Here is a 25,831-nt window from a genome sequence, read left to right on the forward strand (position 1 = left end):
GTCTCAGTGAACGCCAACAAGAACCCGGTGGAGGACGTCGTGCGGCACGCGGTGAAAGCCCCCCGGGAGCGGGTCTGCGTCATCGGCGCCGGCTGGTCCGGTCTCGCGTCCTGCCAGGTACTGCACGAACGCGGTGTCGCCTTCGACTGCTACGAGGCCGGCTCCCGGGTCGGCGGCAACTGGCGTTACCTCAACGACAACGGCATGTCGTCCGGGTACCGCTCGCTGCACATCAACACCTCCAAGAAACTATCGGAGTACCGCAGTTACCCGATGCCGAAGGACTATCCGCCCTATCCGGACCACTACCGGATCGCACAGTACCTCGATGACTACGTCGACCACTTCGGCTTCCGGGAGGCGATCGCGTTCCGCACCGAGGTCACCCGTGTCGAGCCCGCCGAGGGCGGTGGCTGGAACGTGACCGCCCGGCACCGGGACACCGGCACGGAGAGCACCCGGCACTACGGCTCCGTACTGGTCGCCAACGGGCACCACTGGGACCCCCGGATGCCCGAGCCCGGCTTCCCCGGCGCGGACGGCTTCACCGGCGAGCAGATCCACTCCCATCACTACAAGGTCCCCGACTCCTACGCGGGCAAGCGGGTGCTGGTCGTCGGGTTCGGCAACTCGGCGTCCGACATCGCGGTGGAGACCTCGCTGGTGTCGGAGCGGACGTTCCTGTCGCTGCGGCGCGGGGGATACGTGTTCCCGAAGTTCATGTTCGGCAAGGCGGGGGACGATCTGATCAACCCGTTCATCACCCGGGTGATGCCCCGGGAGACCCAGCGCTGGGTGATGGCGCTGTTGCTGCGGATGACCGTCGGCAAGGTCACCGACTACGGGCTGCCCGAGCCCGATCACAAGCTCTTCAACGCCCATCCGACGGTTTCCGAGGCGCTGTTGCCCCGGCTCGGCCACGGCGGTATCGGGGTCAAGCCGAACATCAGCCACTTCGACGGCGACACCGTCCACTTCACCGACGGCAGCAGCGAGGTCATCGACGCGGTCATCTACAGCACCGGCTACAAGGTCGGCTTCCCGTTCCTGGGCGCCTCGGTGATCGCTCCGAAGGACAACGACGTCTCCCTCTTCCACCGGGTCGTCGACCCCCGACACCGGGGCCTGTACTTCATCGGCCTCTTCCAGCCGCTCGGCGCCACGACCGTCCTGGCCGAAGCCCAGTCCCACTGGGTGGCCGACCTCATCGAGGGGAAGGCCGCGCTGCCGTCGGCGGAACGGATGCACCGGGAGATCGCCCGCTACAAGCACCGGCTCGCCAAGCGGTACATCACCTCCAAACGGCACACCATGCAGGTCGACCACTACCCGTACCTCGCCGAGCTGAGCAGGGCGCGGCGGGTGGGCGCCCGGCTCGCCCGGAAGGGCGGGACCGACCGTACCGGGACCACCCCGGGGGTCGTGGTGGACCACCGGCCCGAGGAGGTGTCGATACGGATCGACGCCTCTCCCGAGCAGGTCTGGGACCTGATCAGCGATGTGACGCGGATGGGAGAGTGGAGTCCGGAGTGCCGTCGCTGCTACTGGCGGGGCGGCAAACGCGGGGTCGGTGCGCGCTTCATCGGGGTCAACCGGCGCGGCTGGGTCGTGTGGGTCACCTCCAACCGGGTCGAGAAGTCCGAGCGGGGCCGCTCCTTCGCCTTCCGCACCACCACCAACGGGGTGCGCTGGGGTTACCGAATGGTTCCGGACGGTGAGGGCACGCTGGTCACCGAGGTCTGGGATGTCTCGGGGCAGAACACGGGACAACGCAAGCGCACCGAGTCGTTCGCCAATATGCTGCTGGGCAGCCAGGAATCGCACCTGCAGGAACTACGTGACGGTATGCGGCAGACCCTTCAGCGGGTGAAGGCCGCCGCGGAGAAGTCGGCGGCGGTCGGTCGAGCGCGGGAGGCCACGGCCACCGAGGGGTCGGCCGCGCGACAGGAGCCGGTACCGGTGGACCAGGCGGCGTAACCGAACGCGGGACGGCCCGGCTCGGCTTCGCCGCCGAACGGGGCGGAGGCGGGGGTCGTACGTCCGTGGGAGGACCGGAGAGGTGCCCCCGGGCGTACGGGCCCCGCGAAGACGCGTGAGAGTGAGAGCGGTGGAGATGACGGACAACATCCTGACCTGTACGACGGTCGACGAGTTCACCGAATGGATGGAGAAGCACCACGAGGAGGCCGACGAGGTCTGGGTCGCGCTGCCCAAGAAGGGCACCGACGTCCCCTCGATCACCCGGAACGAGGCCTTGGACGTCGCCCTGTGCTACGGCTGGATCGACGGCAAGGCGTTCTCCGGCAACGTGCCGGACGGCTGGTGGGCCCAGCGTTTCTCCCCCCGTCGCCGCCGCAGCCCCTGGTCGAAGATCAACGTCGCCAAGGCGGAGGCCCTGATCGAGGCGGGCCGTATGAGCCCGGCCGGATTCAGGCAGATCGAACTGGCGAAGGCGGACGGCCGGTGGGAGGCGGCGTACGCCCCGCAGAGCACCGCAGAGGTGACCCCCGACCTACAGGAAGCGCTGGACGCCTCGCCCGCGGCGGCGGAGGCGTTCGGGAAGCTGAGCCGGAGCAACCGGTACCAGATCCTGCTCAACCTTCAGAAGGCGGTGAAACCGGAGACGCGGGCACGACGGATCGTCACGTATGTGGAGCGACTGGCGAACGGCGAGCCGCCGCACGGTCCGCGTCGGCGCTGAGATCGGCGCCGTCATCGTACGGCCGCGTCGGCACCGGTGCCCTCCGGTGCGCGTGGCATGGAGCCCTGGCCGGTCAACGGCCGGGGCTCGCCGCTGTGTCGGGACCGGTGGGAAGCGGGAGCCGGGGGCGGACGCCCCCCGGGGGCCGGCGTGGAGATGCCGAAGGCCGCTGCCGTCGCGGGGCAGCGGCCTTCGGTGTGCGTGCGTGTCGCGCGGGAGAGCGCCGATGGGTGTGCGCTCCGGGCCCCCGTCAGGTCCCGCCTCCCTCGTCGCCGCCGCCGTGCAGCCAGGCCACCGCGTCGTGGAGCCGGGCGGTGGAGTGGCCGGAGAGCAGGGCGTCGCGATCCTCGGCCCGGGTGCCGGCCGGGTGGTACAGCTCGGCACCCATCCAGCGCGCGGTCAAGGTGGTACGGGCGGTGCGCTCGCGCCGTACCACGTTGTACTCCTCCAGCCGCCGCGGTATGTCCTCGTCGGCGCAGCGCAGCAGCGAGCCGAGCGTCACCGCGTCCTCCAGCGCCATGCACGCACCCTGCGCGGCGTACTGGAGCATCGGGTGCGCGGCGTCCCCGAGCAGTGCGACCCGGCCGTCGACCCAGGTCTCCACCGGGTCGCGGTCGCACAGCACCCAGGTCCGCCAGTCCCTGCCGAGCTCAAGCAGTCGGCTTGCCCTGTCGGCCAGTCGGTCGAACTCGGCGCGGACGTGGGCGCGGCTCGCGGGAACGCCGGTGAGTTCCTCGGTGGCCCGGTCGTCGCGGGTGGCGGCCAGGTTGAGGTACGCGCCGCCACCGATCGGATAGTGCACGAAGTGCCAGGCGGGACCGGCCCACAGGGTGACTGCCCGGGCCCGCAGCGACTCGGGGACCTCGGACATCGGAATGACGGAACGGTAGATGGTGTGGCCGGAGACACGGGGCGGACCGTCACCGACGAGCTGCTCGCGCACGGATGACCGCAGCCCGTCGGCACCCAACAGCACGTCGGCGGTGAAGCGGGCTCCGGCCGCGGTGTGCGCGACGACCCGGGCACCGGGCTGGGTGTAATGGGTGACGCGTTGACCGCCCAGCAGTTCCACGCCCGCCCCGCGGCAGCCGTCCAGCAGTGTCCGGTGGAGGTCGGCGCGGTGGACGACGGCATACGGGTTGCCGAAGCGGGCACGGTAGGCGCCGGTCAGCGGCATGGCGGTGATCTGTTCGCCGGTGATGCCGTTCATGAAGTGGAGCGCGTCGATGAAATCGGCGCGCGCGGTCACACCGTCGCGTACACCGAGGTCCGCCAGGGCGCGGAAGGCGTTGGGCGCGAGCTGGATGCCGGCGCCGATCTCGGTGAACCCGGGTCTGCCCTCCAGGACGGTGACCCGGTGTCCCGCACGGGCCTGGGCCAGTGCGGTGGCGAGTCCGCCGATGCCGCCGCCGGCGACGAGGATGTGCGTCATGGTGGGTACTCTTCCTCTCCTCGAACCGGGCGGCCGGCCCCCGGGGGAAGTGGGGGCCGGCCGCTGGGGAAGGCGGCGGATGCCGCCGATGGACTACCGGGCCGCCGCGGGAACACCGGCGGTGGTGTTCTTCCCGTCGTCCCCTCGGTCGCCGAGCCGGTCGTCCCGCTCGTCGGTGACTCCCGTTGATGCCCCGCCGGCCGCTCCGGCCGGACGCGGAGCGGGTGCCGCGACGGCGGTGTTCCGCAGACCGAGCGCGGACATCACGATGATTCCGACGGAGAGTGCCGCGGTGAACCAGAACGCGGTCTGGAACCCGCTGATCGGAATGGCCCGCACGGCTCCCTGGAGCATGCCGGCCAGTACCACGCCCAGGGCGAGGCACAGCCCCACGCCCAGCTGACGGCTGGAGTTGTACAGACCGGAGGCCAGGCCCATCTGCGGTCCGCCGACCCCACTGGTGGCAGCCACCGCGGTGGTGATCATCATGACCGTGATACCGAGGCCGAGCAGCACACCGCCGGGCAACACCACGAGCCAGTAGGAGCTGGACTCGGTGACCCGGGCGAGCAGTACCGAGCCCGCGACGAGCAGGACACCACCGATGGTCAGCATGTTCCGGGCACCCAGCCTCCCGGTGAGGCGCACCACCGGCACGCTGGCCAGGAAGACCACGAACGCCTGTGGGAAGAAGGCGAGTCCGGTCATGGCCGGCGAGTACTCGAGCACCTGTTGGAGGTACATGGTGATGAAGAACGTCGACACCGACATCACGCCACCGGACAGGAACGCGATGCCGTTGCCGGCGGACAGCGCGCGGTTGCGGAAGATCCGCAGCGGCACCAGCGGCGCCGGCACCCGGGTCTGCACGACCAGGAAGGCGATCAGCAACAGCACACCGGCGGTCAGCGAACCGATCACGGGGGTTGAGCCCCAGCCCTGGTCGACGGCGGCCGTCAGGCCGTAGCTGAAGGCGCACATCGCCGAGGTGATGAGGATCGCGCCCGGTACGTCGAGCTTCGTGGAGCGGGTGGCGGTGTGGTCGGTGGCCAGCTTGCCGGCGGCCAGGGCGACGATGAGGACACCCACCGGGAGGTTCACCAGCATCACCGCGCGCCAGCTGAGGTACTCGGTGAGCAGACCACCGGCCGCGACACCGCCGGAGAAACCGGCCGATGAGACCGCGCCGAAGACGCCCATCGCCTTCACCCGCTCCTTCCCCTCGGGGAAGCCGGCCGCGATCAGGGCGAGGATCGCCGGTGACACCGCCGCGGCCGAAAGACCCTGCAACGCACGCGAGGCGACCAGCAGGAACGGGGTGGTGGCCAGCCCGCCCACCACGGAGGCGAGAGTGAACACCGAGAGGCCGCCGACGAAGAGCCGCTTGCGGCCGATCACGTCACCCGCCCGGCCACCGAGCAGCAGGAAGCCGCCGAAGAACAGCGCGTACGCGCCCACGACCCACTGCAAGCCGCTGTCGGTGAAGCCCAGGTCACGCTGCATACCACCGAGCGCGACGTTCACGATGGCGAAGTCGAGAGCGAGTACGAACTGTGCGGAGCACAGCAGGAGGAGTGGCGGTCGCCCGCCGGTCTTGCTGGTCATGAGGGTCCTTTCGGGTGCTTCCTTGGACTTGTGATGGCCGGGGGCGTCGAGACGGTTACCGGCCAATGGGGTTGGCCGGTATACTCGGCCGGATGGCAGGGGATGCGGGTACGCGGCAGCCGGGCGACCGGGAGGTGGCGCCGGGCCCGCTGGCCCTGGTGCAGGCGTTCGTCAACAGCGTCAACGTCGAGTTCGGCCCGGACGAGTTCGCCGCGGTCGGGGGGCTCGCGCGCTGGATGGAGCGAACCGGATACCCCCCGGGCCCGTCCGGGATCATCGAGGCGGACCGTCGACGCGCGGTCGAACTCCGCGAGGCACTCCGGGCGTTGATGCGTGAGCACAACGGCGGGGAGTACGACCCGCGGGCCCGCGCCACGGTCGCCCGCGTCGCCGAACGCTGCCCCCTGGTGCTCGGCTTCGACGCGTCCGGTCGGCCCGAACTCCAGCCCGGCGGAGAGGGTGTGACGGGCCTGCTGGGCCGAATTCTGGGCATCGTCGTCGAGGCGTCCGCGGAGGGGAACTGGCAGCGGCTGAAGTCCTGCCACGACCACCGCTGCGAGTGGGTGTTCTACGATCGCGCCCGCAACCGGTCCGGGCGGTGGTGCTCCATGGCGGTGTGTGGCGTCCGCTCCAAGATGCACTCCTACCGGCAGGGCCTGAAGACCGCCTCGGTGGCCCGCTGAGCACGCGTGACGCGGGGGCGACCCGGCCGTCACGGCGCGTACTCCTTGCCGAGCAGCAGCCGGGCCACGGTCAGCTTGGTCGCCGCCGCCGTACCGTCGGCGAGCTGAAGCCCGATGACGTCCCGCAGCCGCTGGGCGATGGGGCCGTCCTCGCTCCAGCCGAGGTGCCCCAACGTCAACAGCGCCTGGTGAACGGCCTCCACGGCGGCCTTCGGCGCCCACCACTTGGCCATGTTCGACGGGATGCGCGGGTCTTCGCCGCGGTCGGCGCGACACAGCGCCTCGAACGAGACCAGCCGCGCGGCGTGCAGCAGGGTGGTGTGTTCCACCAGCGGGAAGGTCACCGACTGGTGGCGGCCGAGCGGCTGGTCGAAGGCCGTCCGACGCTTCGCGTGGGCGTACGCCTCGGCCAGCGCCGCGTTGCCCACCCCGATGGCCATCAGCGCGATGAGCGCCCTGGACACGCCGAAGCCGCGCATCACCGCGCGGAAGCCGCCGCCCGGCGTGCCGACCAGATTGTCGGGCCCGACCCGCAGTCCGTCGAAGACCAGCCGCCCGCGTCCGCCGGCCCGACAGCCGAGATCGGTCAGCGGCTCCCGGTGTACGCGCTCGTCGTCCAGGGCGGTGTGGAACGCGCTGATACCGCCGGCTCCTTCACCGCCGGTGCGGGCGAACACCAGGGCGTGGGTGGCGTGGGTGGCGATCATGATCGAGGTCTTCTCGCCGTCCAGGACCCAGCCGTCCCCGTCGGGACGGGCGGTGAGCCGGATACCGGCGGCGTCCGTGCCGTGGTCCGGCTCGGTGAGCGCGAGGGCGACGAGGTGCTCACCACGGGCGATCGGCGGCAGCCAGGCGGCCCTCTGTCCGGGCGTCCCGTTCTCCGCGAGGACGCCCCCGATGAGCCCCGCGTTGAGCACCGGGAAGCACACCGCGAGGTCACCCCCGGCCAGCCGCTCCAGCGCGATACCGGAGCTCACGGAGTCCAGCCCGAGGCCCCCGTACTCCCGGGGTATCCGCAGCGCGAACAGTTCGGCCGCCGCCAGGTCGGCGATCAGCCCGGGGCGGTAGGTGGCCGCACGGTCGCCCTCCTGCCGGTACGGGGCGATCTTCTCGGCGACGAACTCGTCCACACGCTTGGCCAGTTCCGTATGGGCGGGGGTGAGGGTGAAGTCCATGGAGGCGGGTCCTTCCTTTCACGTGGGTCTGATCCGGTCATTCGTGGGATCGGAGGGCCCGGGCCGCGGGTGTGGCCGCGGGGTGGGCACCGGGTTCATCGCCGCCACCGGTGGTGACACGGACTCCTTCGGCGGCGCCGATCGCCCGGCCGGCCTCGCCGGCCCGGTGGCCCGGACCCCGCGGCTCCGGGCGCGTCGGCGGTAACCCCCCGCGGGCCCGGACGCCGCCACCGCGGTCTGCCGCGAGGCGTGTACCTCGCGGCGATGGCCGGCATCCCGCCGTGGCCGCCCATCGCGGCGTACCGCCGGTGGGCGAGGAGCGGGGGAAAGGGTCGCCCCCGGGCCCTCCTCGCGCTCGTCCGTCGCGGGCTCGATGTCCGGCGGGCGATGGTCCGTGACGGAAAGCGCCACCGGTTTCACCCCCCGTCACGGAACGGCTCGACATCACGATAGGAATTTCCTTCTCTGTGGTGCGGGCGCGGGCGCGGGGTCTCCGGCCGGTCAGCCGGCCGACTGATCGAGCAGCCGGTCCCGCAGGTCGAATTTCTGGATCTTCCCGGAGGGTGTACGGGGCAGGGCCGACAGCTGTTCCACCCGCTCCGGCCAATAGGTGCGGTTCATGCCCAGGCTCTGGAGATGGGCGCGCAGCTCGGGCAGACCGAAGCCCGGATCCGTGCCGACGACGAAAGCACAGGCCCGCTCACCGAGCCGCTGGTCCGGGTAGCCGACGACCGCGACATCCTTGAGCGCGCCGTGCCGCAGCAACGCGGCCTCGACCTCGGCGACCGGGATGTTCTCCGCACCACGCATGATCATGTCCTTGACGCGGCCCGCGATCCGGATCCCGCCGTGGCCGTCCTCCCTGGCCAGATCGCCGGTGTCGAACCAACCGTCGGCGGTGAGGCAGGCCCGGTACACCTCCTGGCGCCGGAAGTAGCCGAGGCACTGGGCGGAACCACGCACCTGGAGCAGCCCGGTGTCACCGGTCGGTGTCGGACGCCCCTCCCGGTCCACGATCCGTACCTCCATGCCGGGTACGGCCTCTCCGTCGCTCTCGGCGGCACGCAGGGGCGGCTGCTCGGGGCGGGTGACGGTGACGCAGCCGTTCTCCGTCATGCCCCACAGGGCGTACACCCGGCAGCCGAGCACCACGTCCGCGTCCTCCACCAGCAGCGGGGCTATCGGCGCGCTGCCGGTGGCGAAGCCGTGGAGGGTGGACAGTTCCCGCGGCGCCTCGCGCTGGGCATCGATCAGGTCGGAGAGGAAGGTGGGCGCCCCCATGAAGAAGGTGACCCGCTGTTCCTCGATGACACGAAGCATCTGCTCCGGGTCCCAGCGGTCAACCTGCACGGCGGTGCCGCCGAGCAGCATCGGCATCAGGAAGTTCCAGGTGTAGCCGGCCTGGTGGGTCGTCGGCGAACCCATCGCGGTGACCTCGTCGTGGGACAGGTCGAGGACATCGGCCTGTGCCTTGTTCATCGAGTACAGCGTGTTGTGGCTGTGGACGACGCCCTTGGGCTCCCCGGTGGTGCCGGAGGTGAACATGATCTGACCGGCCTCGTCGGCGCGCGCCTCCAACTCATCCAACCGGGAAAGGAGTTCGATGTCGGGCTCGGGAGCGTAGAGATCATCGACGAAGTCCAGGGTGCCGGTGGCGCGATCGTCGTCCGGACCGAGACGCAGCAGGACGCGATGACGCAGCGTCGGTACGGCCCGGGCGACTTCCGCGCTCATCCCGGCGTAGCAAAAGCCCTGCCGACGCGCGACACCGATGTACACCGGGCTGGCGGTGAGCCGGGTCATGAACTCCACCTCGCGGCGGCGCATGTTCGGTACGACCGGACCTGCGACCGCGCCGATCCGCGCGGCCGCCAGGCACAGCGCCACCAGTTGCCAGGAGTTGGGCAACTGGAGCGTGACCACGTCGCCGCGCCGCACGCCGAGCCGCAACAGTCCGACCGCCAATCGGTCGACCCGACGGGCGAGGTCGGCGTAGCCCACGGTCTGGAACTCGGTGCCGGAGTAGCAGATGAGCGCCGCCTTGTCGGGGCACTCGGCGGCCCAGCGGCGGAGGTCGTGGAGGATCGTCTCGTCGCGCCACCAGCCCTCGGCGCGGTAGCGATCCGCCGGCCGCACGTCGAGCGGGGCCTCGCCGTCGCAGGCCACAGTGGGTTCGCCGTACGCGCTCGGTGTGCTCGTCACCGGCCACCTCCCGTGGCCCGGCGCGGACCCGAATCGCGGGTCGCGATGGTGTGGTCGCTCCCCTCGGTGCCGTGGTGCGTACCGGCGCCGGAGAGCGTCCGGCGGGCACGGTCGACGATGGTCTGCGCGGTGACACCGCCCCGTTCGAGCAGTTGCCGCTGGCTACCGGCGACCGTGACGAACGCGTCCGGCATCGCGACGCGGTGCACCTGGACCGGACGCAGCAGACTGAGTTCCTCGACGACCGCGGAACCGAAGCCGCCCGCGCCCCAGTGCTCCTCGACCGTGATCAGCGCGCGCTGGTCGCCGAGCGCGTCGAGCAGCGCGGGGGTGTCCAGCGGTTTGACGGTGTGGACGTGCAGCACGGTCACCGAGACGCCTTCCCGCGCCAGGGCGTCGGCGGCCTCCAGCGCGGCCAGGACGGGGTAGGGGCCACAGGCCGCCACGGTGAGATCGGTGCCTTCGCGCAGTACCTGGGCCCGGCCCAGCCGGGTCGGTGCGTCGGACGGCAGGTCGGGAGTCGCGCCCCGGCCGAGCCGGAAGTACACCGGCGTGCCCAGCGCGAGGGCCTGCCGCAGGAGTTCGGCGGTCTGCGGGCCGTCGCCCGGGACCACCACGGTCATGTTCGGCAGGGTCCGCATCGCCGCCAGGTCCTCCAGCGCGTGGTGCGTGGGGCCGAGATGGCCGGCGGACACTCCCGAGTGGGTGGCGGCGATCAGTACCGGAAGGTTGTCCAGCGCGATGTCGAGCTTCACGGCCTCCACCGCGCGGGAGGAGGCGAACGCCGCCATGGTGTGCACCAGCGGGACACGTCCCTCACGGGCGATCCCGGACGCCGCGCCCATCAGGGTGTGCTCGGCGATTCCGATGTTCACGTAGCGCCCGGCGGCGGCGCTGAGGTCCACCGCGCCGAAGAGTCCGGTATCGGTGTCCAGGACGACCAGTCGCTCCTCGTCCGGCAGCAACTCGGCGACGGTGTCGCGGTAGACCTCACGCGCCGAACGGGTGGACGGGGGCGCGGGGACGGGTGCGGTGCTCATCGGCGGGCCCCCGCGTCCGCGCGCAGGGCCTTGAGAAGTTGCAGTTGCTGACGTCGGCTCAGCTTGGCGTAGTGGCTCCGCGCCTGCCCTTCGATCCTGGCGACGCCCTTGCCCTTGACGGTGTGGGCGATGAGCACGGTGGGCTGCTCGGGGTCGGGCTCCGTGCTCAGTGCCGCGGTGAGCGCCACCGTGTCGTGCCCGTCCGCCTCCAGCACCCTCCAACCGAAGGCACGCCAGCGGTCCGCCAGCGGTTCGAGGGAGCCGACCGACTCCGTGTCGCCGGTGATCTGGAGACCGTTGCGGTCCACGATTGCGGTCAGCCGGCCGAGCCGCTGGGCGGCGGCGACGGAAGCGGCCTCCCACACCGATCCCTCCTGGAGCTCACCGTCGCCCATCACCACGAAGCAGCGGCGGTCGGACCGGTCGAGCCGGTGGGCGAGCGCGTAGCCGACGCCGAGCGCCAGTCCGTGCCCGAGCGAGCCCGAGGCCACCTCCACACCGGGTATGCCGGGGTGCGGGTGGGCGGTGAAACGGCTGGCGGGTTTGGCGTATTCGGTGAGCTCGTCGGCCGGGAAGTAGCCGGCCTCGCAGAGTGTCGCGTACAGGGCGATACCGCCGTGGCCCTTGCTGAGGAGCAGTACGTCCCGTTCGGGCAGGCCGGGGAAGCCGGGGTCGTGGCGCAGCACCCGCAGATAGAGGACGGCGAGGATCTCCACCAGCGACATCGAGCCGCCCAGGTGACCCCCCTCGTCACTCGCGCACATCCCGAGGATGTGCTCCCTGATGCGGACGGTCGCCTCGGTCGGATCGACGCCGGCGGGCGGGTCGACACTCTCGGCCCCGGCGGGGCTCGCGGCGGGGACAGGGGCGACTGGGGGCGGAGTACCGTACACCAGGGGTGGGCTGCTCATGCCGGGTCCTTTCTCGGCGGGTCCGGGAGGGGTTGTCGGGGCGGCGACGAAGCAGCCCTGTTTCGCTCGACTGAGCGTTCGAGTCCTTTAGTTGGGGTGCAGGCCGGTAAACTCCAGGCCTCGGTGCTCCGGTTCGCCGAAGCGCACGTTCATGCACTGGACCGCGTTGCCCGCGCCGCCCTTGACGAGGTTGTCCAGCGCCGCGATGACGGTGACGGTCGAGGCTCCCTCGTCCAGGGCGAACCCGATGTCGCAGAAGTTGGAGCCGGAGAGGATCTTGGCGTCGGGGAAGCGGTGCATGCCGCGTTTGGCGGCAACGATCCGTACGAACGGCTCGTCGGCGTAGGCCGCGCGGTACCGGGCGCGGATGACCCGGGCGTCCACCCCGTCGCCGAGCGCCACCCGGCACAGCAGCTGTACCCCCCGTACCGCCTCCACCCCGGTGGCCGTCATCCGGACCGTGTGCTTGGTGGCCTGGGAGATCTCCGCCTCGTGCCGGTGCCGGGTCGGGGCGAACACCCGGAGTGCGCCGCTGCGTTCGGCATGCAGGTTCTCCGAGCCGGCCTTGGCGCCGGAGCCGGAGGAGCCGGTGCGGGCGTCCACCATGATGTCGCCCCGGATGAGCCCGCCCTCGGCGAGCGGGGTCAACGCCAGGATGCCGGCGTTGGCCATACAGCCGGGCACCGAGATCCGGTCGGCGACCCGCAGCTGTTCCCGGTCGAACTCGGGAATGCCCCGGGTGAAGGTGGGCAGCAGGTCGTGCGCCTCGTGCGGGGCACCGTAGTAGTGCTCGTACACGTCGGTGTCGCGCAGTCGGAAGTCACCCGAGAGGTCGATGACGACCCCGGCCTTGGCGAGGAAGTCCGGCATCCGACGCATGGTCTCGCGATGCGGCGTGGCGAGGAACAGCACGTCGCACCGGTCGAGTTGCTCCTCTGCGGAGAAGGTCAGTCGGGTGCGACCGCGTAGGTTGGGGTGGACGGTGTCCACCGGTCGGCCACGCAGGGTGCGGGAGGTGGCGGCGACCAGCTCCACCCCGGGGTGGTTGATCAGCAGGCGCAGAAGCTCGCCACCGATGTAACCCGCCGCGCCCACGACGGCTGCCTGAATCATGCCCGGGTCTCCTTGGTCAGCAGGTCGACGATGGCGGCGGCCACGTCGATGTCCGTTCCGTGCGTCTCCTGGAGCCCTCGAAACTCCACCCGGTCGTTGACCTCGAGTACGGTCAGCCGCCCGTCGGGGTCCTGCAACAGGTCGACTCCGGCGATCCGGGCGCCGAGCGTCTCCGCGGCGGCGACGGCGGGGGTGGTGAGGGCGGGGTCGAGCGGGCAGCGTTCGCTGACCGCACCACGGGCCACGTTGGTACGCCACTCCTTGCTGCTGCGGTATGTCGCGCCGACGGCACGTCCGTCGACCACGAGCACCCGGATGTCCCGGTCGGCCTTGGGGACCTCGCGCTGTACGTAGACGATGTGGGACTGCGGCGAGGGCAGCGCCGCCACGTGTTCCAGCACGGCCGCGGCCATCGCCGGGTCGGTGACGCGGGTGACCAGCCGTCCCCAGGAGCCCACCAGGGGCTTGACGACGGCCGGGTAGCCGATCTCCTCCAGGGCGGCCAGCGCCGCGTCGGGGGTCAGCGCGAGGCTGGTGTCGGGAGTCGGCAGCCCCTCGGCGACCAGCGCCGCCGAGGTCTGCCACTTGTCGCCGCAGACGGCCGTGGCGGCGGCGCTGTTGAGCACCGTCACCCCCACCGACTCCAGCGCACTCGCCGCGTACAGCGCCCGGTAGTGGCCGACTTCACGGTTGAGTACGGTCCCGGGACCGGCCCACGTCGTGCCCGCACGAACCGAGAGCGACCGGGGATCGATCTGCTCGCACGCGACGCCGCGCTTCTCCAGCGTCGCCAGGATGCTCTTCTCCTCGAATCTGATCCGTGAGGCGAGGACACCGAACCGCGCTGTAGCGGAACTCATCGACTCCTTCTCCCCTTCTCGTCGGGTTTCCCGTGGCGCTTCTTGTCGAATTTCTCGTCGATTCCCGTCGATCGGGACGGGTTACTCGCCCCAGTCCTCCTCAACCTCGGGTGCGAGTACCATCTTCGGCGGCTCGACGGATTCGACCTCGAACTCCACCCGGCAGTCCGGACACTCAAGGATTTCGCCGACCCGGGTGTCGTTCTCCCAGGGAACCTCCGCGTCACATTCAAGGCACTCGGCCGCGATAAGGGTCTGCGACATGACATTTCCCTCGCTTCGGAGAAAGCTGATGATTCCGTATCGACTGTAGCCCCGCGTTTTCCGCGAACCGCCGAACACTTCATGAAGGGCTCGTATGGAATCGAGTGCGACCTCTTATTCGAGCACACCCGTCGACATTCCGTTCCCGGGGCCGACGCCCACTCAGGCCGCTGAGGCGCTCAGTGCGGGAGAGACGGCGTACCCGGCCGGTTCGGCGCGCCCGACGGCGCCCCCGGTGTCCAGCGGGTAGCCCCGCAGCCCTCGGAGGAAGGCCTTCTCCGCGATCCGCGCGAACCCCTCCGGCGTACGTCCCGGCGCCAGCGCCAGGGTCACCGGAAGAGGGGCGGGCGGCTCGGGCAGCCCGGGCCGTACGGCCCGGGACAGTCCCCACAGTTCGTCGCTGTTGGCGACCAGGCAGGTCAACCCCAGACCGGCCTTGGCGGCCGACCGCAACCCGATCAACTCCGATCCCTCGTAGGCGATCCGCCAGGAGGTGTCCGCCTCGTCGAGCACCATGGTGACCAGTCCGCGCAGTGTGCACGGTGCCGGGAACAACGCCAGCGGCAGATCGTCCCGCCCCCCGGTCGCCGGATGCCCGAACCAGGCCATCCGCATCCGGCCGAGCCCGACGCTCTCCATCGCCTGATCGGGTGGCTCGTCCTGCAGGAGCAGTGCCGCGTCGAGCTGGCCCGAGGCGAGCTGCTGGGCCAGTACCTCGCTCATCCCGGTGCGCACCCGCAGCTGCGCCTGCGGCGCGCCCCGGTTGACGAGCCGCAGCACTTCGGGCAGCGTCTCGGCGAGTTGACTGGTCACGCCGAGCGAGATCAGCACCCGGCCGGCCTCCGGCACGAAGCGGCCCACCACCTCGTCGTTCAGCGCGACCATGCGACGCGCACAGGCGAGCAGTTCCTCGCCCTGCGGGCTGAGTCGCATCTCGCGTCCGGTGGAGGCGAACACCGGTCCCTTGACCAGCCCCCGGAGCTGACGGATCTGCTGACTGACGGCGGGCTGTGTGATGTGCAGTGCCTCGGCGGCCCGCCGGAAGCCACCGTGGTCGACCACAGCGATGAGCGCTCTCAGCCGATTTATCTGCAAGTCGTGACGCATTCTCCACCCCGTCTTTTCTCTCGGGATTCGAGTGAACCTGCGATCACTGTAAAGCGCGGCGCTTCATCGGCACCACGGTACCGATCACGGGATGGGCGTGAGATCCTCACACGCGGCGGGTTCAGGTTTCACAAAAGAAAAATTACCGAATCTTATACGAGCCATAATAAATGACCGCCGAATTCTCCTCACCCGCACCCGTAAAGCGCCTACCGTCAACCTCGGCCACATCGACTCACTTGACCCGAGGGAGACATCATGCTGCCAGCCGCTGCGGGTTCCGCGGTACCTCAGGAAGTTCGGATACAACTCGCCGATCCGGCACTCGCCGAACGCAGCCCGGGAGAGGAGTTCGCCTGGTCGGTACGCGGCGTGGGAGAGGGCGAGAGCCGCGAGGTGCCCTTCCGGGCCCATCTCCCCGCCGTTTTCCCGCTGTTCGCCACCCGGTCCCGTTACGCGGTACGGCATCTGCTGAAAACCGCCTCGGTGGCCGACGCCCCGGTACCTTTCGTCCACGAGCCGGCGACCCGTATCGCCGCCTCGGGAACGTCGTACGCCGGCACCCCCGAGGGCTCCTTCACCTCCTCCGTGGAGATGGCCGAACTCACCGACCTGACCGTGCGGGTGCCGCTGCCCACCGGGCTGCTGGACCAGCCGGCACTGCTCGCCTCCTTCATCGACTACCGGGTGCTGGTGCGGCTGTCGGTCGTGGAGAACCAGACCCTGCTGCACGGCAGCGAGGACAAGGCGATCACCGGTCTGCTGCAGCTGCCCGGGCTGCGTCGCGGCAGCCTCGGGGACGACGTGTACGCCTCCGTGACCCGGGCCGCCGCCGAAGTGGAGGAGACCGGTGGTTCCTGCGACGGCATCGTCGTCCACCCGTTCACCTACTGGGAGTTGGTGAGGACCGGCGTGCTCGGCCGGCTGGGCGCCGCCGGTGTCACCGTCTCTCGCACCCGGATGATCCCGCGCGACCAGATCCTGTTGGGCGACTTCAGGGCGGCCGTGACGCTGCTGGTGCCCGGAGTCGCCTCGCTGACACTGCTGCGCGGTGCCGGGCCGGACGGTACGGACGCCGTGGAGGCCACCACCCGCGTCGGACTCGCCGTCCACCTTCCGCAGCACTTCCTGCTGCTGAGCCGCGACTGATCCGCGGACCGCGACGAGCGGACCGACGACGAAGGGATCGAGCCACATGACCGGCCCACCCACCCGTGTCCTCTATCTCACCGGTTGGACGCGCAGCGGCAGCACCCTGCTCGGCAATGTGCTGGGCGAGCTGCCGGGCGTACAACACATCGGCGAGCTGCACTTCCTCTGGCGGAACGGCGTGCTCGGCGTCGGCACCAACTCCAGCTGCGGCTGCGGACAGCGGGTCACCGAGTGCCCGCTGTGGTCGGAAGCGCTCACGGCGCTGCCGGCCGGGATCGGTGAACCCACCGCCCGCCGCATGCTCGCCCTCCAGCACGCGCTGCTGCGCACCCGGCACACCCGGGACCGGATCGCCGAAGCGCGCGGTCTGCGCCCCGTGGCGTCCGGGCTGACCGAACTGCTCGACCAGTCGGCCGCCGTCTACCGGGCGTTGACGAAGCTCGGCGGGGAGCGGTTGGTGATCGACGGCTCCAAGTGCCCCGCCGAGGCGGCGGCGCTGCTCGGCCGGGACGACCTCGACGTCCGGGTGCTGCACATGGTGCGCGACCCCCGGGCGACCGCCCTGTCGTACCGCAGTGCCAAGGAGTACATCGACCCGATGTCGCCGGCCCGCAGCAGTGGTTACTGGACGGCGTTCAACATCGCCTCCGAGTTCGTCGGCGCCGCCGCCGGCAATCGCTACCTCCGACTCCGACACGAGGATCTGTGCGCCGACCCGCGGCGTACGGTCACCGAGGTGATGCGGTTCGCCGGGCTGCCCGACGCCTCACCGGTCGACAGGGACGGCCGGGTCGAACTCGGCGTCAACCACACCGTCACCGGCAATCCGGACCGACTGCGCCGCGGGGTGACCCGGATCAGGGCGGACCACCGCTGGCGTACGGCGCTCTCCGGCGGCGACATCGCGGCGGCCAGCGCACCGGCGCTCCCGCTGCTGGGCCGCTACGGCTACCCGTTCCTGCCCGTTCGGACGGCCGTCCCGGCGAGTTCGCCCGCCTCCCGAGCGGATGCCCCGGCCGCAGGCGCCACCGATACCCCTCCGCCCGACAGTCCCGTCCCCTCCGGGAGCGCCCGATGAACCTCGGACTCGCCGGCCGCGCCGCCCTGGTGGCGGCCTCCAGCAGCGGAATCGGCCTGGCGGTGGCGAAGGTCCTCGCCGCCGAGGGCGCGGACGTCGCCATCTGTGGTCGTGGCTCGGAGAAACTGGCGACCGCGCACCGGGAGGTGGACGCCGCCGGCCCGGGCCGGGTGCTGAGCACCATCGTGGACCTGCGGGACGAACACGCCGCCGCCGAGTGGGTACGGCAGACCTCCGAAGCCTTCGGCGCGCTGCACGTCGTGGTCACCAACTCCGGTGGAGTGCCGTTCGGTCCGGTGCAGGACTTCGACGTCTCCCGGTACCGCGAGGCGGTGAACGACAACATGCTGCCGCACGTGTCGCTGTCGCTGGCCGCCGCGCCGTATCTGAAGGAGGCCGGCTGGGGGCGGATCGTCATGATCACCTCCGAGTCGGTACGTCAGCCGCACACCGGCAGTGGACTCTCCTCGGTCGCGCGGCTGGGCGTCCTGGGCTTCGCCAAAGGACTCGTCGATGCCTTCGGTGCCTCCGGAGTGACGGTCAACGTCCTCGCCCCCGGCTTCCACCGCACCCCGATCCTCGACGTCCAGTACGGCGACCGGGTCGAGGAGCGTCTCGCCGAGGTGGCGGCCCGGCTGCCGCTCGGCCGGATCGGCCGTGCCGAGGACCTGGGCGCCCTGGTGGCCTTCCTCGCCAGCGAGCAGGCCTCGTTCGTCACCGGAACCGTGCTGCTCGCCGACGGCGGCAACACCCGAGGCATCGGCTGACCCCGTGTCGCACCCGACCGGCCGTCGCACGGCCGCCTTCGTGAAGGAGTTCCGCACATGCCATCCCTGGGAGAAGTCGCCAGCTCACGCGCGTCCGCGCTGTACGTGGTCAAGCTGGGGAGCGCCACCCTGCGACACCGTCAGGTCTTCGACGAACTGCTGGAGCTGCACGGACGCGGCGCCCGGTTGCTCGTCGTCGCCGGCGGCGCCGCCGGGATCACCGAGCACTACCGGCGCACCGGCCGCGAGATCCGTACCCTGCGCTCCCGGCGCGGCGACGAGATCCGCTACTGCCCGCCGGAGGAGATGCGGCACATCGTCGCCGCCTACGAGGAGGTGACGCTCCCCCTGATCGAGGAGGAGCTCACCCGCCGCGGCCTCTCGGTGTTCGCCTCGGTGGCCCGTGGTGGTGGGCTGGTCAGCGCCACCGTCAACGGCCCGCTGCGGGTACGCGACGGCGACGACGACCGCGTCCGGCTCGTACGCGACCACCGGGCCGGCACCGTCACCGGTGTCGACGCGCGCCGCGTCAACGCGCTGCTGGGCGCGTTCGACGTCGTCTGCCTCTCCCCACCGGTCGCCGACGCCGAGGGCGGTACGCCGCTGAACGTCGACGCGGACGTACTGGCCGCCGAGCTGGCCCGGGCCCTGGACGCCGACCATCTGCGACTGGTTACCGGCACCGCGGGTCTGCTCGCCGACCCCGACGACCCCACCAGCACCGTGCGTCACCTCGCCGACGGCGAGGGCGGGAGCTACGCCCGCGGCCGGATGCGGCAGAAGGTCAGAGCCGCCGAGATCGCGCTGCGCGGCACCGCCGACACCGCGATCACCGGACCACACACCCTGTCCACGGCGCACACCACCCGCTTCTGGGGAGCCACCCCGCCGGCCGACGACCTCACCCTGCTCTCCCGCGCCGTACAACTGTCCTCGGTCTCCCGTGACGAACGGGAACTCGCGTCCTTCCTCGCCGAATGGTGCGAGGACAACGGGATCAAGAGCGAGATCGACGCCGCCGGCAATCTGGTGGCCACCAAAGGCGCGGGCGACCGGCGGCTACTGCTGCTCGGCCACCTGGACACGGTGCCGCACCGCTGGCCGGTCCGTTGGGACGAGGAGGTGCTGACCGGTCGCGGCTCGGTCGACGCCAAGGCCAGCCTGGTCACCTTCCTCCACACCCTCGCCGCCGTGGATCCGCCCGAGAACGTGGAGTTGCGGGTGATCGGCGCGGTCGAGGAGGAGATCACCGGGGCCGGTGCCTTCCACGTCAGGGACGCCTACCGGGCCGACGCGGTGATCGTGGGCGAACCCAGCGGCGCGGCGGCCCTCACCCTGGGCTACTACGGCCTGGTCAAGTTCCGGCTGTACACGCGCGAACGCGTCGGCCACACCGCGGGCGAGGGCGTCCGTACGGCCGGCGACCGGCTGGTCGACACCCTCCTCGCGGTGCGCGGCGCGGTCGCCGGGGTCGCCCCGGACGCGCTGATCGCCACCCTCGGCGTACATGCCCGGAACGAGGGTGACCTACAGACCGGCGAGGCGGTGGTCGACGTGCGGCTGCCACCCGGCAACGCGGTGGACACGCTGCTCGACGCGGTACGCGCGCAGGTGTCCCCGCCGGTCGCCCTCGATGTGCTGCGCGCCACTCCGGGCGTGGCCACCGCACGTACCAGCCCTCTGGTGAAGGCGTTCCAACGTGCCTTCCGGCAGCAGGAGTTGCGGCCTCGCTATCTGATGAAGAAGGGCAGCAGCGACATGAACACACTCGCCACCACCTGGCAGGGCATCCCGATGGTCGCCTACGGGCCCGGCGACGCGAGCTTGGACCACACGCCCCATGAACACCTTCACGCGGCCGAGTTCCGGCAGGCCCGGCGTCTCCTCACGGCCGCCGTCCACGAATGGAGCACGATGTGACCGTCCGGATCACGGCTCCCCCCGCCGACCCGTCTCCCACCCCCGCCCCCGCCTTTACGTTCCCGAACCCGCACTGCAACTGTTTCCCGGGCGCGACCGTCTGGCTGACCGGCCTGCCCAGCGCGGGCAAGTCGACCATCGCACGGGCCACAGCCACCCTGCTGCGGCAGCGCGGCCGCCGTGCCGAGGTGCTGGACGGCGACGAGATGCGCCGCACCCTCACCTCGGGACTCGGCTACTCCCCCCGGGACCGACAACGCAACGTCGAACGCATCGGCCGCGTCGCCGAGGTCCTCTCCCGCAACGGTGTCACCGCGCTGGTACCGGTGATCGCGCCGTACGCCCACGTACGCGATCTGGTCCGCTCGTGGCACGAGAGCAGCCGCACCGCGTTTCTGGAGATCCACGTCGCGGCCCCCGTCGAGGTGTGCGCCGAACGCGACGTCAAGGGTCTGTACGCCCGCCGCGAAGCCGGTGAGATCAGTGGGCTGACCGGCGTCGACGCCCCGTACGAGGAGCCCGTCGCCCCCGATCTGCGCATCCGTTCCCACGACGAACCGGTCGAGCGGTCCGCCGCGGCCGTACTGAACCTGCTGGCCGAAAGGGGCCTGGCATGACCATTCTCACCACGGCACCCGCCGTGCGCCCGTACGCGCTGTCCCATCTCGACACCGTCGAGTCGGAGGCGATCCACGTTTTCCGCGAGGTGGCGGGCGAGTTCGAGCGTCCGGTGATCCTCTTCTCCGGTGGCAAGGACTCGATCGTGCTGCTGCACCTGGCGCTGAAGGCTTTCGCGCCCGCCCCGATCCCGTTCACGCTGCTGCACGTCGACACCGGGCACAACTTCCCCGAGGTCCTCGACCACCGCGACCGCACGGTGACCCGCCACCGGTTGCGGCTGCGTGTTGCCAGCGTCCAGGAGTACCTCGACGACGGGCGGCTACGGGAACGCGCGGACGGCACCCGCAACCCGCTGCAGACCGTTCCGCTGCTGGACGCGATCTCCGAGGGGAGGCACGACGCGGTCTTCGGCGGTGGACGCCGCGACGAGGAGAAGGCCCGCGCCAAGGAGCGGGTGTTCTCACTGCGGGACGAGTTCGGTGCCTGGGACCCGCGCCGTCAGCGCCCCGAACTATGGGCCCTCTACAACGGCAGGCACACCACCGGCGAACACGTCCGGGTCTTCCCCATCTCCAACTGGACCGAACTGGACGTCTGGCAGTACATCCAGCGCGAGGGCATCGAACTGCCGTCGATCTACTACGCCCACCACCGCGAGGTCTTCGCCCGCGACGGCATGTGGCTCGCCCCGGGCGACTGGGGCGGCCCTCCCGGCGACGAACGGGTTCTCACCAAACAGGTCCGCTACCGAACGGTCGGCGACATGTCCTGCACCGGAGCGGTGGAATCGGCGGCCGGCACCGTCGAGGAGGTCATCAGGGAGATCACCGCCACCCGCCTCACCGAGCGTGGAGCCACCCGCGCCGACGACAAGCTCTCCGAGGCAGCCATGGAAGACCGCAAGAAGGAGGGTTACTTCTAATCATGAACACCATCGGTACACCCACCATCGGTACACCCCCCGGCGGCCTCCCCCGCCCCTCGGAACCGGCAGAGGACGGCGCCCTCCCGCCCACCGAGACCCTGCGATTCGCCACCGCGGGCTCGGTGGACGACGGCAAGTCCACCCTGGTGGGCCGACTGCTGCACGACTCCAAGTCGGTTCTCGCCGACCAGCTGGCCGCGGTCGAAGCCGCGTCGCGGCAGCGCGGCGGGCAGGCGCCGGACCTCGCCCTGCTCACCGACGGGCTCCGGGCCGAACGCGAGCAGGGCATCACCATCGATGTCGCCTACCGCTACTTCGCCACACCCCGGCGCCGCTTCATCCTGGCCGACACCCCGGGCCATGTGCAGTACACCCGCAACATGGTCACCGGTGCCTCCACCGCCGATCTGGCCCTGGTGTTGGTCGACGCCCGGCACGGCATCGTGGAGCAGACCCGCAGGCACCTGGCGGTCGCCGCGCTGCTGTGCACCCCACAGGTCACACTGGTGGTCAACAAGATGGACCTGGTGGGACGTTCGGAGCAGGTCTTCGCCGCCATCGCGGCCGAGTTCGCCCACTGCGCCCACTCGCTCGGAGTGGCAGGGGTGACCGCCATACCGGTCTCCGCGCTCGAGGGCGACAATGTCGTACGGCCCTCCGACACCATGGGCTGGTACGCGGGTCCCACCGTTCTCGAACACCTGGAGACGGTGCCGAGCGGTATCGACCCCCGGACGCAGGCGGCCCGGCTGCCCGTCCAGTACGTCATCCGCCCGCACAGCGCCGCCCACCGCGACTACCGGGGGTACGCGGGTCAGCTCACCTCCGGGGTGCTGCGGGTCGGCGACCGGGTCACCGTGCTGCCCGCGGGGCTGAACAGCACCATCACCACGATCGACACCCCGGCCGGTCCGGCCGAGGAGGCCCGGTCACCGCAGTCGGTGACGGTACAACTGGCCGACGACATCGACATCGCCCGCGGAGACCTCCTCGCCCCGGAGGCCACCGCACCACGTCTCACCCGTCAGCTGGTCGCCACTGTTTGCCACTTGACGGAACAGCCTCTCCGAGCGGGGCAGCGGGTACTGCTGCGGCACACCTCCCGGACGGTCCGTGCCGTGGTCGAGTCGATCGACTCCCGACTCGACCTCCGGGACCTCGCGGAAAAGCCGGGCGCCACCGCACTCCAGGTCAACGACATCGGCCGGATCACCGTACGGACCGCCGAGCCGCTCGCACTCGACGGCTATACCGATCTCCGGCGCACCGGGGCGTTTCTGCTGATCGACCCGGACGACGGCGACACCCTGACCGCCGGCATGGCGGACGCCCCGGAACCCGACCGCGCGGAAGGGGTCCGAAGTTCCCCGCACGGTGAGCATGAAAACTTCACAGTCGCCCGGTGAGGCCGGCACTGGTGGCGAAACCGGGCGACCGGAAGACTCTTCCCCGTCAGCTCGCACGGAGTCGCCACCGGTCGCCGACCGGGGTCGAGGGAGCTGCCACCCACCGCCGTGGCACGCCGGTCACACGGGACCACGGGACCACGGGACCACGGGACTCCGCGCACACAGGACTGCACGTAACGGGCCCCCCGTGGGCACCGTCTCTCCCGACGAAAGGTCACCATCATGAACTCCACCACCGGCACCACCGTCCTCTCCGTCGTCATCGAGACCCCGGCCCTCGACACCCTTGTCATCGAGGACTTCGGGCAGCTCTCCACCGAGCCGTTCCAGCCGAGCACCTGCATCTGCTGGACCAACGCGGCGTCCCGGTGACCCACGGCGTCGAAGCGCTCGGGTGAGCCCGTCGATTCGGACGAGCCGAGCGGTTCACACGGGACTCGACGCATCGGTACCGCACCACCTCACGCGACACCGCGTCGGAAGACCGCGCACCGATCGCCGAGGACTTCTTCACCACAGCAGGAGAGAAACGAGAGGGCAGTAGCAGTGGACAAGCCGCGCACCACTCCGGGCCTGACGTTCAAGCACCATCTGACGGCCGAAGTACTCCCGGAAGAGGGAGTGTTCCTCGTCTCCGAACGCGGGGTCACCGTACTTCGTGGCGCCGGCTCCACCGCACTCGTCCCCCTGCTCGACGGCACCCGCACCCTGGACCAGCTGACCGCCGAAGCCCCGGCCGACATTCCTCCGGGTCAGGTACGCCAGGTGATCGGCAGGCTGCTGGAGTCCGGGCTGCTGACCCATCGGATGCCCGACGCCCGGGCCCGCTCCGACGAGGCGTTCTGGGAACTGGTCGGGCTGGACGGCCCCGAGGTCGTCCACCGCACCACCAACAGCACCGTATCGGTGTCCGCACTGGGCACACACGCCGTGGGCGCCGCGGCCAAGATGACCACGGCGCTCACGGACGCGGGGCTGCACGTTCACCGGCCCGGTGAGGACGGCACGGCTCCCGTGCTCACCGTGGTGGTCTGCGACAACTACCTCGACCCCGGGCTCGCCGCCCTGGACGCCGCGCACCGGGCGGCGGGCACACCCTGGCTGCTCGTCCGAATTGTTGGTCAACAGCCATGGATCGGACCGGTGTTCAGACCCGACGAAGGCGCGTGTTGGCACTGTGTCGCCGAGTCGCTGAGGCGCAACCGGCCCGCCGAGACCTACCTGGGCAAGGCCCTCGGCCGGCCCGTCAGCAGCCCGCCGTCCGGACTCACCGCGGGACGCGCGGTCGGACTGCACCTGGCCGCCCTGGAAGCGGTGAAATGGCTGGCCGGCCAGCGCCATCCGGGTCAGTCCGCGCTGTGGACCATGGACACCCTCACGCTCGCCGGGCAGCACCATCCGCTGCGAAGAAGGCCGCAGTGCCCCACCTGCGGCGACCCGGAACTGACCAGCCGCCAGGTACTGGCCCCCTTCACGCCCGTCAGCCGGCCCAAAACCGACACCGGTACCGGCGAACGCGCCCTGTCGGCCGAGCAGATGCTGGCACGCCACGGTCATCTGGTCGACCACCTGACCGGCATCGTCAGAGAGATACGCCGGGACAGCCGCGGCCCCGAGTTCCTGAACTGCTTCCACTCCGGGCACAACCCGGCCACCACCCCCTCCGGGCTGGCCCGGGTGCGCGCCGGTCTGCGCAGCCACAGCTCGGGCAAGGGCACCACCGAGACCCAGGCCAGAGTCAGCGCCCTGTGCGAGGCGGTGGAACGGCACAGCGGCTACTTCCAGGGCGATGAGCCGACCGTACGCGGCAGCTACCGGGAGCTCGCCGTCCAAGCGGTACACCCCGACTCCCTCCAGCTCTACCATCCCCGCCAGTACGCCGGCCGCGCCGCGTGGAACGCCACCCACAGCCCGGCGCACCACGTCTGCGCCCCCTTCGACGAGACCGAGCCCGTCGACTGGACCCCGATGTGGTCGCTGACCGAGAAGCGGCACCGCCTCGTCCCCACCGCACTGCTCTACTACGACGCCCCGTCCGACGGGGATCGCTTCGTCGCCACCTCCAACGGCTCGGCGGCCGGCAGCTCCCGCGAGGACGCCCTCGTCCAGGGCTTCCTGGAACTGGTCGAACGCGACGCGGTGGCACTGTGGTGGTACAACCGCACCCGCCAACCCGGGGTCGACCTCGACGCGTTCGAGGACGACTGGATCTCGCGGGTACGCCGGGGTCACCGGGAACTCGGCCGGCACCTGTGGGTCCTGGACCTCACCGGTGACCTGGACATCCCCGTCTTCGTCGCGCTGTCCCGCCGAGTCGACAAGCCGGTACAGGACATCACCCTCGGCTTCGGCGCCCACCTCGACCCCCGGGTGGCACTCCGCCGCGCGGTGGCCGAACTCAACCAGATGCTGCCGCCCGTCGCCCGGGTCGACGCCGAGGGCACCGGCTACAGCTGCGACGACCCGGTGGTCATGGACTGGTGGCGCACCGCCACCGTCGAGAACCAGCCGTACCTGCTGGCCGATCCTACTCGGCCGGCCGGCACTCCGGCGGACCATCCGTACGCCCCGCGCCAGGATCTGGCCGAAGACATCGCGGACCTCGTCACCCTCGTCCGGGACGTACTGGACAGTGAACTTCTGGTGCTCGACCAGACCAGGCCCGATATCGGATTGCCCGTGGTCAAGGTGATCGTGCCGGGGCTGCGTCCGTTCTGGGCCCGCTTCGGTCCCGGCCGGCTGTACGACGTGCCGGTCCGGCTGGGGCGGCGCACCACACCCATCCGCTACGAGGACCTGAATCCGATCCCGCTCTTCCTCTGAAGGCGCCCACCGCATCCTCCCCACACACATCGGCACCGTCCCT

22 protein-coding genes are annotated in these 25,831 nt (G+C 70.8%); 12 read left to right on the top strand and 10 right to left on the bottom strand.

Translation table 11 applies throughout. The features are described from left to right. Window positions 1-6 precede the first annotated feature (6 nt). Window positions 7-1,977, top strand: a complete 1,971-nt coding sequence (locus tag LZF96_RS27130) for an SRPBCC family protein (protein WP_233874512.1) — start codon at window positions 7-9, stop codon at window positions 1,975-1,977. A 136-nt stretch (window positions 1,978-2,113) separates the two neighbouring features. Then, on the top strand, window positions 2,114-2,701 hold the full coding sequence (locus LZF96_RS19865) for a YdeI family protein (protein ID WP_233874516.1): 588 nt from the start codon (window positions 2,114-2,116) through the stop codon (window positions 2,699-2,701). A 250-nt stretch (window positions 2,702-2,951) separates the two neighbouring features. Here LZF96_RS19865 and LZF96_RS19870 read toward each other — a convergent pair whose 3' ends face one another. Together LZF96_RS19870 and LZF96_RS19875 are read right to left on the bottom strand one after the other, a co-directional pair. Further along, entirely contained in the window at window positions 2,952-4,133 is a 1,182-nt protein-coding gene (locus LZF96_RS19870) for a 3-hydroxybenzoate 6-monooxygenase (RefSeq protein WP_233874518.1), read from the bottom strand. A 93-nt stretch (window positions 4,134-4,226) separates the two neighbouring features. Next, the gene (locus LZF96_RS19875) at window positions 4,227-5,738 is read right to left on the bottom strand and encodes an MFS transporter (protein WP_233874521.1); all 1,512 of its coding nucleotides are present in this window, start codon (window positions 5,736-5,738) and stop codon (window positions 4,227-4,229) included. Window positions 5,739-5,830: 92 nt separating this feature from the next. On the opposite strand from LZF96_RS19875, the gene LZF96_RS19880 reads away from it, so the two are divergent. Continuing rightward, window positions 5,831-6,421, top strand: coding sequence for a CGNR zinc finger domain-containing protein (locus tag LZF96_RS19880; RefSeq protein WP_233874525.1), 591 nt, complete (start codon window positions 5,831-5,833; stop codon window positions 6,419-6,421). A gap of 29 nt (window positions 6,422-6,450) precedes the next feature. Here LZF96_RS19880 and LZF96_RS19885 read toward each other — a convergent pair whose 3' ends face one another. From LZF96_RS19885 to LZF96_RS19920, 8 genes are all read right to left on the bottom strand, one after another. Next, the gene (locus LZF96_RS19885; RefSeq protein WP_233874528.1) at window positions 6,451-7,596 is read right to left on the bottom strand and encodes an acyl-CoA dehydrogenase family protein; all 1,146 of its coding nucleotides are present in this window, start codon (window positions 7,594-7,596) and stop codon (window positions 6,451-6,453) included. Between the two features lie 501 nt (window positions 7,597-8,097). Continuing rightward, window positions 8,098-9,798 carry an AMP-binding protein gene (locus tag LZF96_RS19890; protein ID WP_233874531.1) on the bottom strand — a complete coding sequence of 567 codons (1,701 nt, stop codon included), beginning with the start codon at window positions 9,796-9,798 and terminating at the stop codon, window positions 8,098-8,100. Then, window positions 9,795-10,838 (bottom strand): transketolase family protein, encoded by a 1,044-nt coding sequence (locus LZF96_RS19895; RefSeq protein WP_233874534.1) that lies wholly within the window; start codon window positions 10,836-10,838, stop codon window positions 9,795-9,797. The genes LZF96_RS19890 and LZF96_RS19895 overlap by 4 nt, the downstream gene beginning before the upstream one ends. After that, window positions 10,835-11,749, bottom strand: a complete 915-nt coding sequence (locus LZF96_RS19900) for a transketolase (RefSeq protein ID WP_233874537.1) — start codon at window positions 11,747-11,749, stop codon at window positions 10,835-10,837. The genes LZF96_RS19895 and LZF96_RS19900 overlap by 4 nt, the downstream gene beginning before the upstream one ends. Before the next feature lie 87 nt (window positions 11,750-11,836). Further along, on the bottom strand, window positions 11,837-12,862 hold the full coding sequence (gene argC / locus LZF96_RS19905) for an N-acetyl-gamma-glutamyl-phosphate reductase (protein ID WP_233874540.1): 1,026 nt from the start codon (window positions 12,860-12,862) through the stop codon (window positions 11,837-11,839). Beyond that, window positions 12,859-13,722, bottom strand: coding sequence for a RimK family alpha-L-glutamate ligase (locus LZF96_RS19910; RefSeq protein WP_233874543.1), 864 nt, complete (start codon window positions 13,720-13,722; stop codon window positions 12,859-12,861). Before LZF96_RS19910 ends, argC begins: the two co-directional genes overlap by 4 nt. A gap of 81 nt (window positions 13,723-13,803) precedes the next feature. Next, window positions 13,804-13,986 carry a lysine biosynthesis protein LysW gene (locus LZF96_RS19915; protein WP_233874546.1) on the bottom strand — a complete coding sequence of 61 codons (183 nt, stop codon included), beginning with the start codon at window positions 13,984-13,986 and terminating at the stop codon, window positions 13,804-13,806. Window positions 13,987-14,148: 162 nt separating this feature from the next. Continuing rightward, window positions 14,149-15,081, bottom strand: coding sequence for a LysR family transcriptional regulator (locus LZF96_RS19920; RefSeq protein WP_233874550.1), 933 nt, complete (start codon window positions 15,079-15,081; stop codon window positions 14,149-14,151). Between the two features lie 270 nt (window positions 15,082-15,351). Between LZF96_RS19920 and LZF96_RS19925 the strand changes: the two genes are divergently transcribed. The 9 genes from LZF96_RS19925 (at window position 15,352) to LZF96_RS19965 (ending at window position 25,788) form a co-directional block, all read left to right on the top strand. Continuing rightward, the gene (locus LZF96_RS19925) at window positions 15,352-16,242 is read left to right on the top strand and encodes a family 3 encapsulin nanocompartment shell protein (RefSeq protein WP_233874553.1); all 891 of its coding nucleotides are present in this window, start codon (window positions 15,352-15,354) and stop codon (window positions 16,240-16,242) included. 46 nt (window positions 16,243-16,288) lie between these two features. Further along, complete coding sequence (locus LZF96_RS19930) at window positions 16,289-17,323, top strand: sulfotransferase (RefSeq protein WP_233874556.1); 1,035 nt, start codon at window positions 16,289-16,291, stop codon at window positions 17,321-17,323. Next, the gene (locus tag LZF96_RS19935; protein WP_233874558.1) at window positions 17,320-18,090 is read left to right on the top strand and encodes an SDR family NAD(P)-dependent oxidoreductase; all 771 of its coding nucleotides are present in this window, start codon (window positions 17,320-17,322) and stop codon (window positions 18,088-18,090) included. The genes LZF96_RS19930 and LZF96_RS19935 overlap by 4 nt, the downstream gene beginning before the upstream one ends. A gap of 57 nt (window positions 18,091-18,147) precedes the next feature. Further along, entirely contained in the window at window positions 18,148-20,010 is a 1,863-nt protein-coding gene (locus LZF96_RS19940) for a M20/M25/M40 family metallo-hydrolase (RefSeq protein ID WP_233874561.1), read from the top strand. Then, complete coding sequence (gene cysC / locus LZF96_RS19945) at window positions 20,007-20,627, top strand: adenylyl-sulfate kinase (protein ID WP_308294245.1); 621 nt, start codon at window positions 20,007-20,009, stop codon at window positions 20,625-20,627. Before LZF96_RS19940 ends, cysC begins: the two co-directional genes overlap by 4 nt. Beyond that, entirely contained in the window at window positions 20,624-21,553 is a 930-nt protein-coding gene (cysD, locus tag LZF96_RS19950) for a sulfate adenylyltransferase subunit CysD (protein ID WP_233874563.1), read from the top strand. Before cysC ends, cysD begins: the two co-directional genes overlap by 4 nt. Before the next feature lie 2 nt (window positions 21,554-21,555). Further along, window positions 21,556-22,962 carry a sulfate adenylyltransferase subunit 1 gene (locus LZF96_RS19955; protein WP_233874565.1) on the top strand — a complete coding sequence of 469 codons (1,407 nt, stop codon included), beginning with the start codon at window positions 21,556-21,558 and terminating at the stop codon, window positions 22,960-22,962. 225 nt (window positions 22,963-23,187) lie between these two features. Then, entirely contained in the window at window positions 23,188-23,337 is a 150-nt protein-coding gene (locus LZF96_RS19960) for a hypothetical protein (protein ID WP_233874567.1), read from the top strand. A gap of 174 nt (window positions 23,338-23,511) precedes the next feature. Beyond that, window positions 23,512-25,788: a TOMM precursor leader peptide-binding protein gene (locus LZF96_RS19965; RefSeq protein ID WP_233874569.1), complete on the top strand. Its 2,277-nt coding sequence runs from the start codon at window positions 23,512-23,514 to the stop codon at window positions 25,786-25,788. The last annotated feature ends 43 nt before the right edge of the window (window positions 25,789-25,831 follow it).

Source organism: Streptomyces sp. ST2-7A, from assembly GCF_021390475.1.
Lineage (GTDB): Bacteria > Actinomycetota > Actinomycetes > Streptomycetales > Streptomycetaceae > Streptomyces.

What these genes read in the sequence shown, in the direction of transcription:
- LZF96_RS19865 (WP_233874516.1), top strand. Translation starts at nt 2,114, where the DNA reads ATGACGGACAACATCCTGACCTGTACGACGGTCGACGAGTTCACCGAA.
- LZF96_RS19870 (WP_233874518.1), bottom strand. Translation starts at nt 4,133, where the DNA reads ATGACGCACATCCTCGTCGCCGGCGGCGGCATCGGCGGACTCGCCACC.
- LZF96_RS19875 (WP_233874521.1), bottom strand. Translation starts at nt 5,738, where the DNA reads ATGACCAGCAAGACCGGCGGGCGACCGCCACTCCTCCTGCTGTGCTCC.
- LZF96_RS19880 (WP_233874525.1), top strand. Translation starts at nt 5,831, where the DNA reads ATGGCAGGGGATGCGGGTACGCGGCAGCCGGGCGACCGGGAGGTGGCG.
- LZF96_RS19885 (WP_233874528.1), bottom strand. Translation starts at nt 7,596, where the DNA reads ATGGACTTCACCCTCACCCCCGCCCATACGGAACTGGCCAAGCGTGTG.
- LZF96_RS19895 (WP_233874534.1), bottom strand. Translation starts at nt 10,838, where the DNA reads ATGAGCACCGCACCCGTCCCCGCGCCCCCGTCCACCCGTTCGGCGCGT.
- LZF96_RS19900 (WP_233874537.1), bottom strand. Translation starts at nt 11,749, where the DNA reads ATGAGCAGCCCACCCCTGGTGTACGGTACTCCGCCCCCAGTCGCCCCT.
- argC (WP_233874540.1), bottom strand. Translation starts at nt 12,862, where the DNA reads ATGATTCAGGCAGCCGTCGTGGGCGCGGCGGGTTACATCGGTGGCGAG.
- LZF96_RS19910 (WP_233874543.1), bottom strand. Translation starts at nt 13,722, where the DNA reads ATGAGTTCCGCTACAGCGCGGTTCGGTGTCCTCGCCTCACGGATCAGA.
- LZF96_RS19915 (WP_233874546.1), bottom strand. Translation starts at nt 13,986, where the DNA reads ATGTCGCAGACCCTTATCGCGGCCGAGTGCCTTGAATGTGACGCGGAG.
- LZF96_RS19925 (WP_233874553.1), top strand. Translation starts at nt 15,352, where the DNA reads ATGCTGCCAGCCGCTGCGGGTTCCGCGGTACCTCAGGAAGTTCGGATA.
- LZF96_RS19930 (WP_233874556.1), top strand. Translation starts at nt 16,289, where the DNA reads ATGACCGGCCCACCCACCCGTGTCCTCTATCTCACCGGTTGGACGCGC.
- LZF96_RS19935 (WP_233874558.1), top strand. Translation starts at nt 17,320, where the DNA reads ATGAACCTCGGACTCGCCGGCCGCGCCGCCCTGGTGGCGGCCTCCAGC.
- LZF96_RS19940 (WP_233874561.1), top strand. Translation starts at nt 18,148, where the DNA reads ATGCCATCCCTGGGAGAAGTCGCCAGCTCACGCGCGTCCGCGCTGTAC.
- cysD (WP_233874563.1), top strand. Translation starts at nt 20,624, where the DNA reads ATGACCATTCTCACCACGGCACCCGCCGTGCGCCCGTACGCGCTGTCC.
- LZF96_RS19955 (WP_233874565.1), top strand. Translation starts at nt 21,556, where the DNA reads ATGAACACCATCGGTACACCCACCATCGGTACACCCCCCGGCGGCCTC.
- LZF96_RS19960 (WP_233874567.1), top strand. Translation starts at nt 23,188, where the DNA reads ATGAACTCCACCACCGGCACCACCGTCCTCTCCGTCGTCATCGAGACC.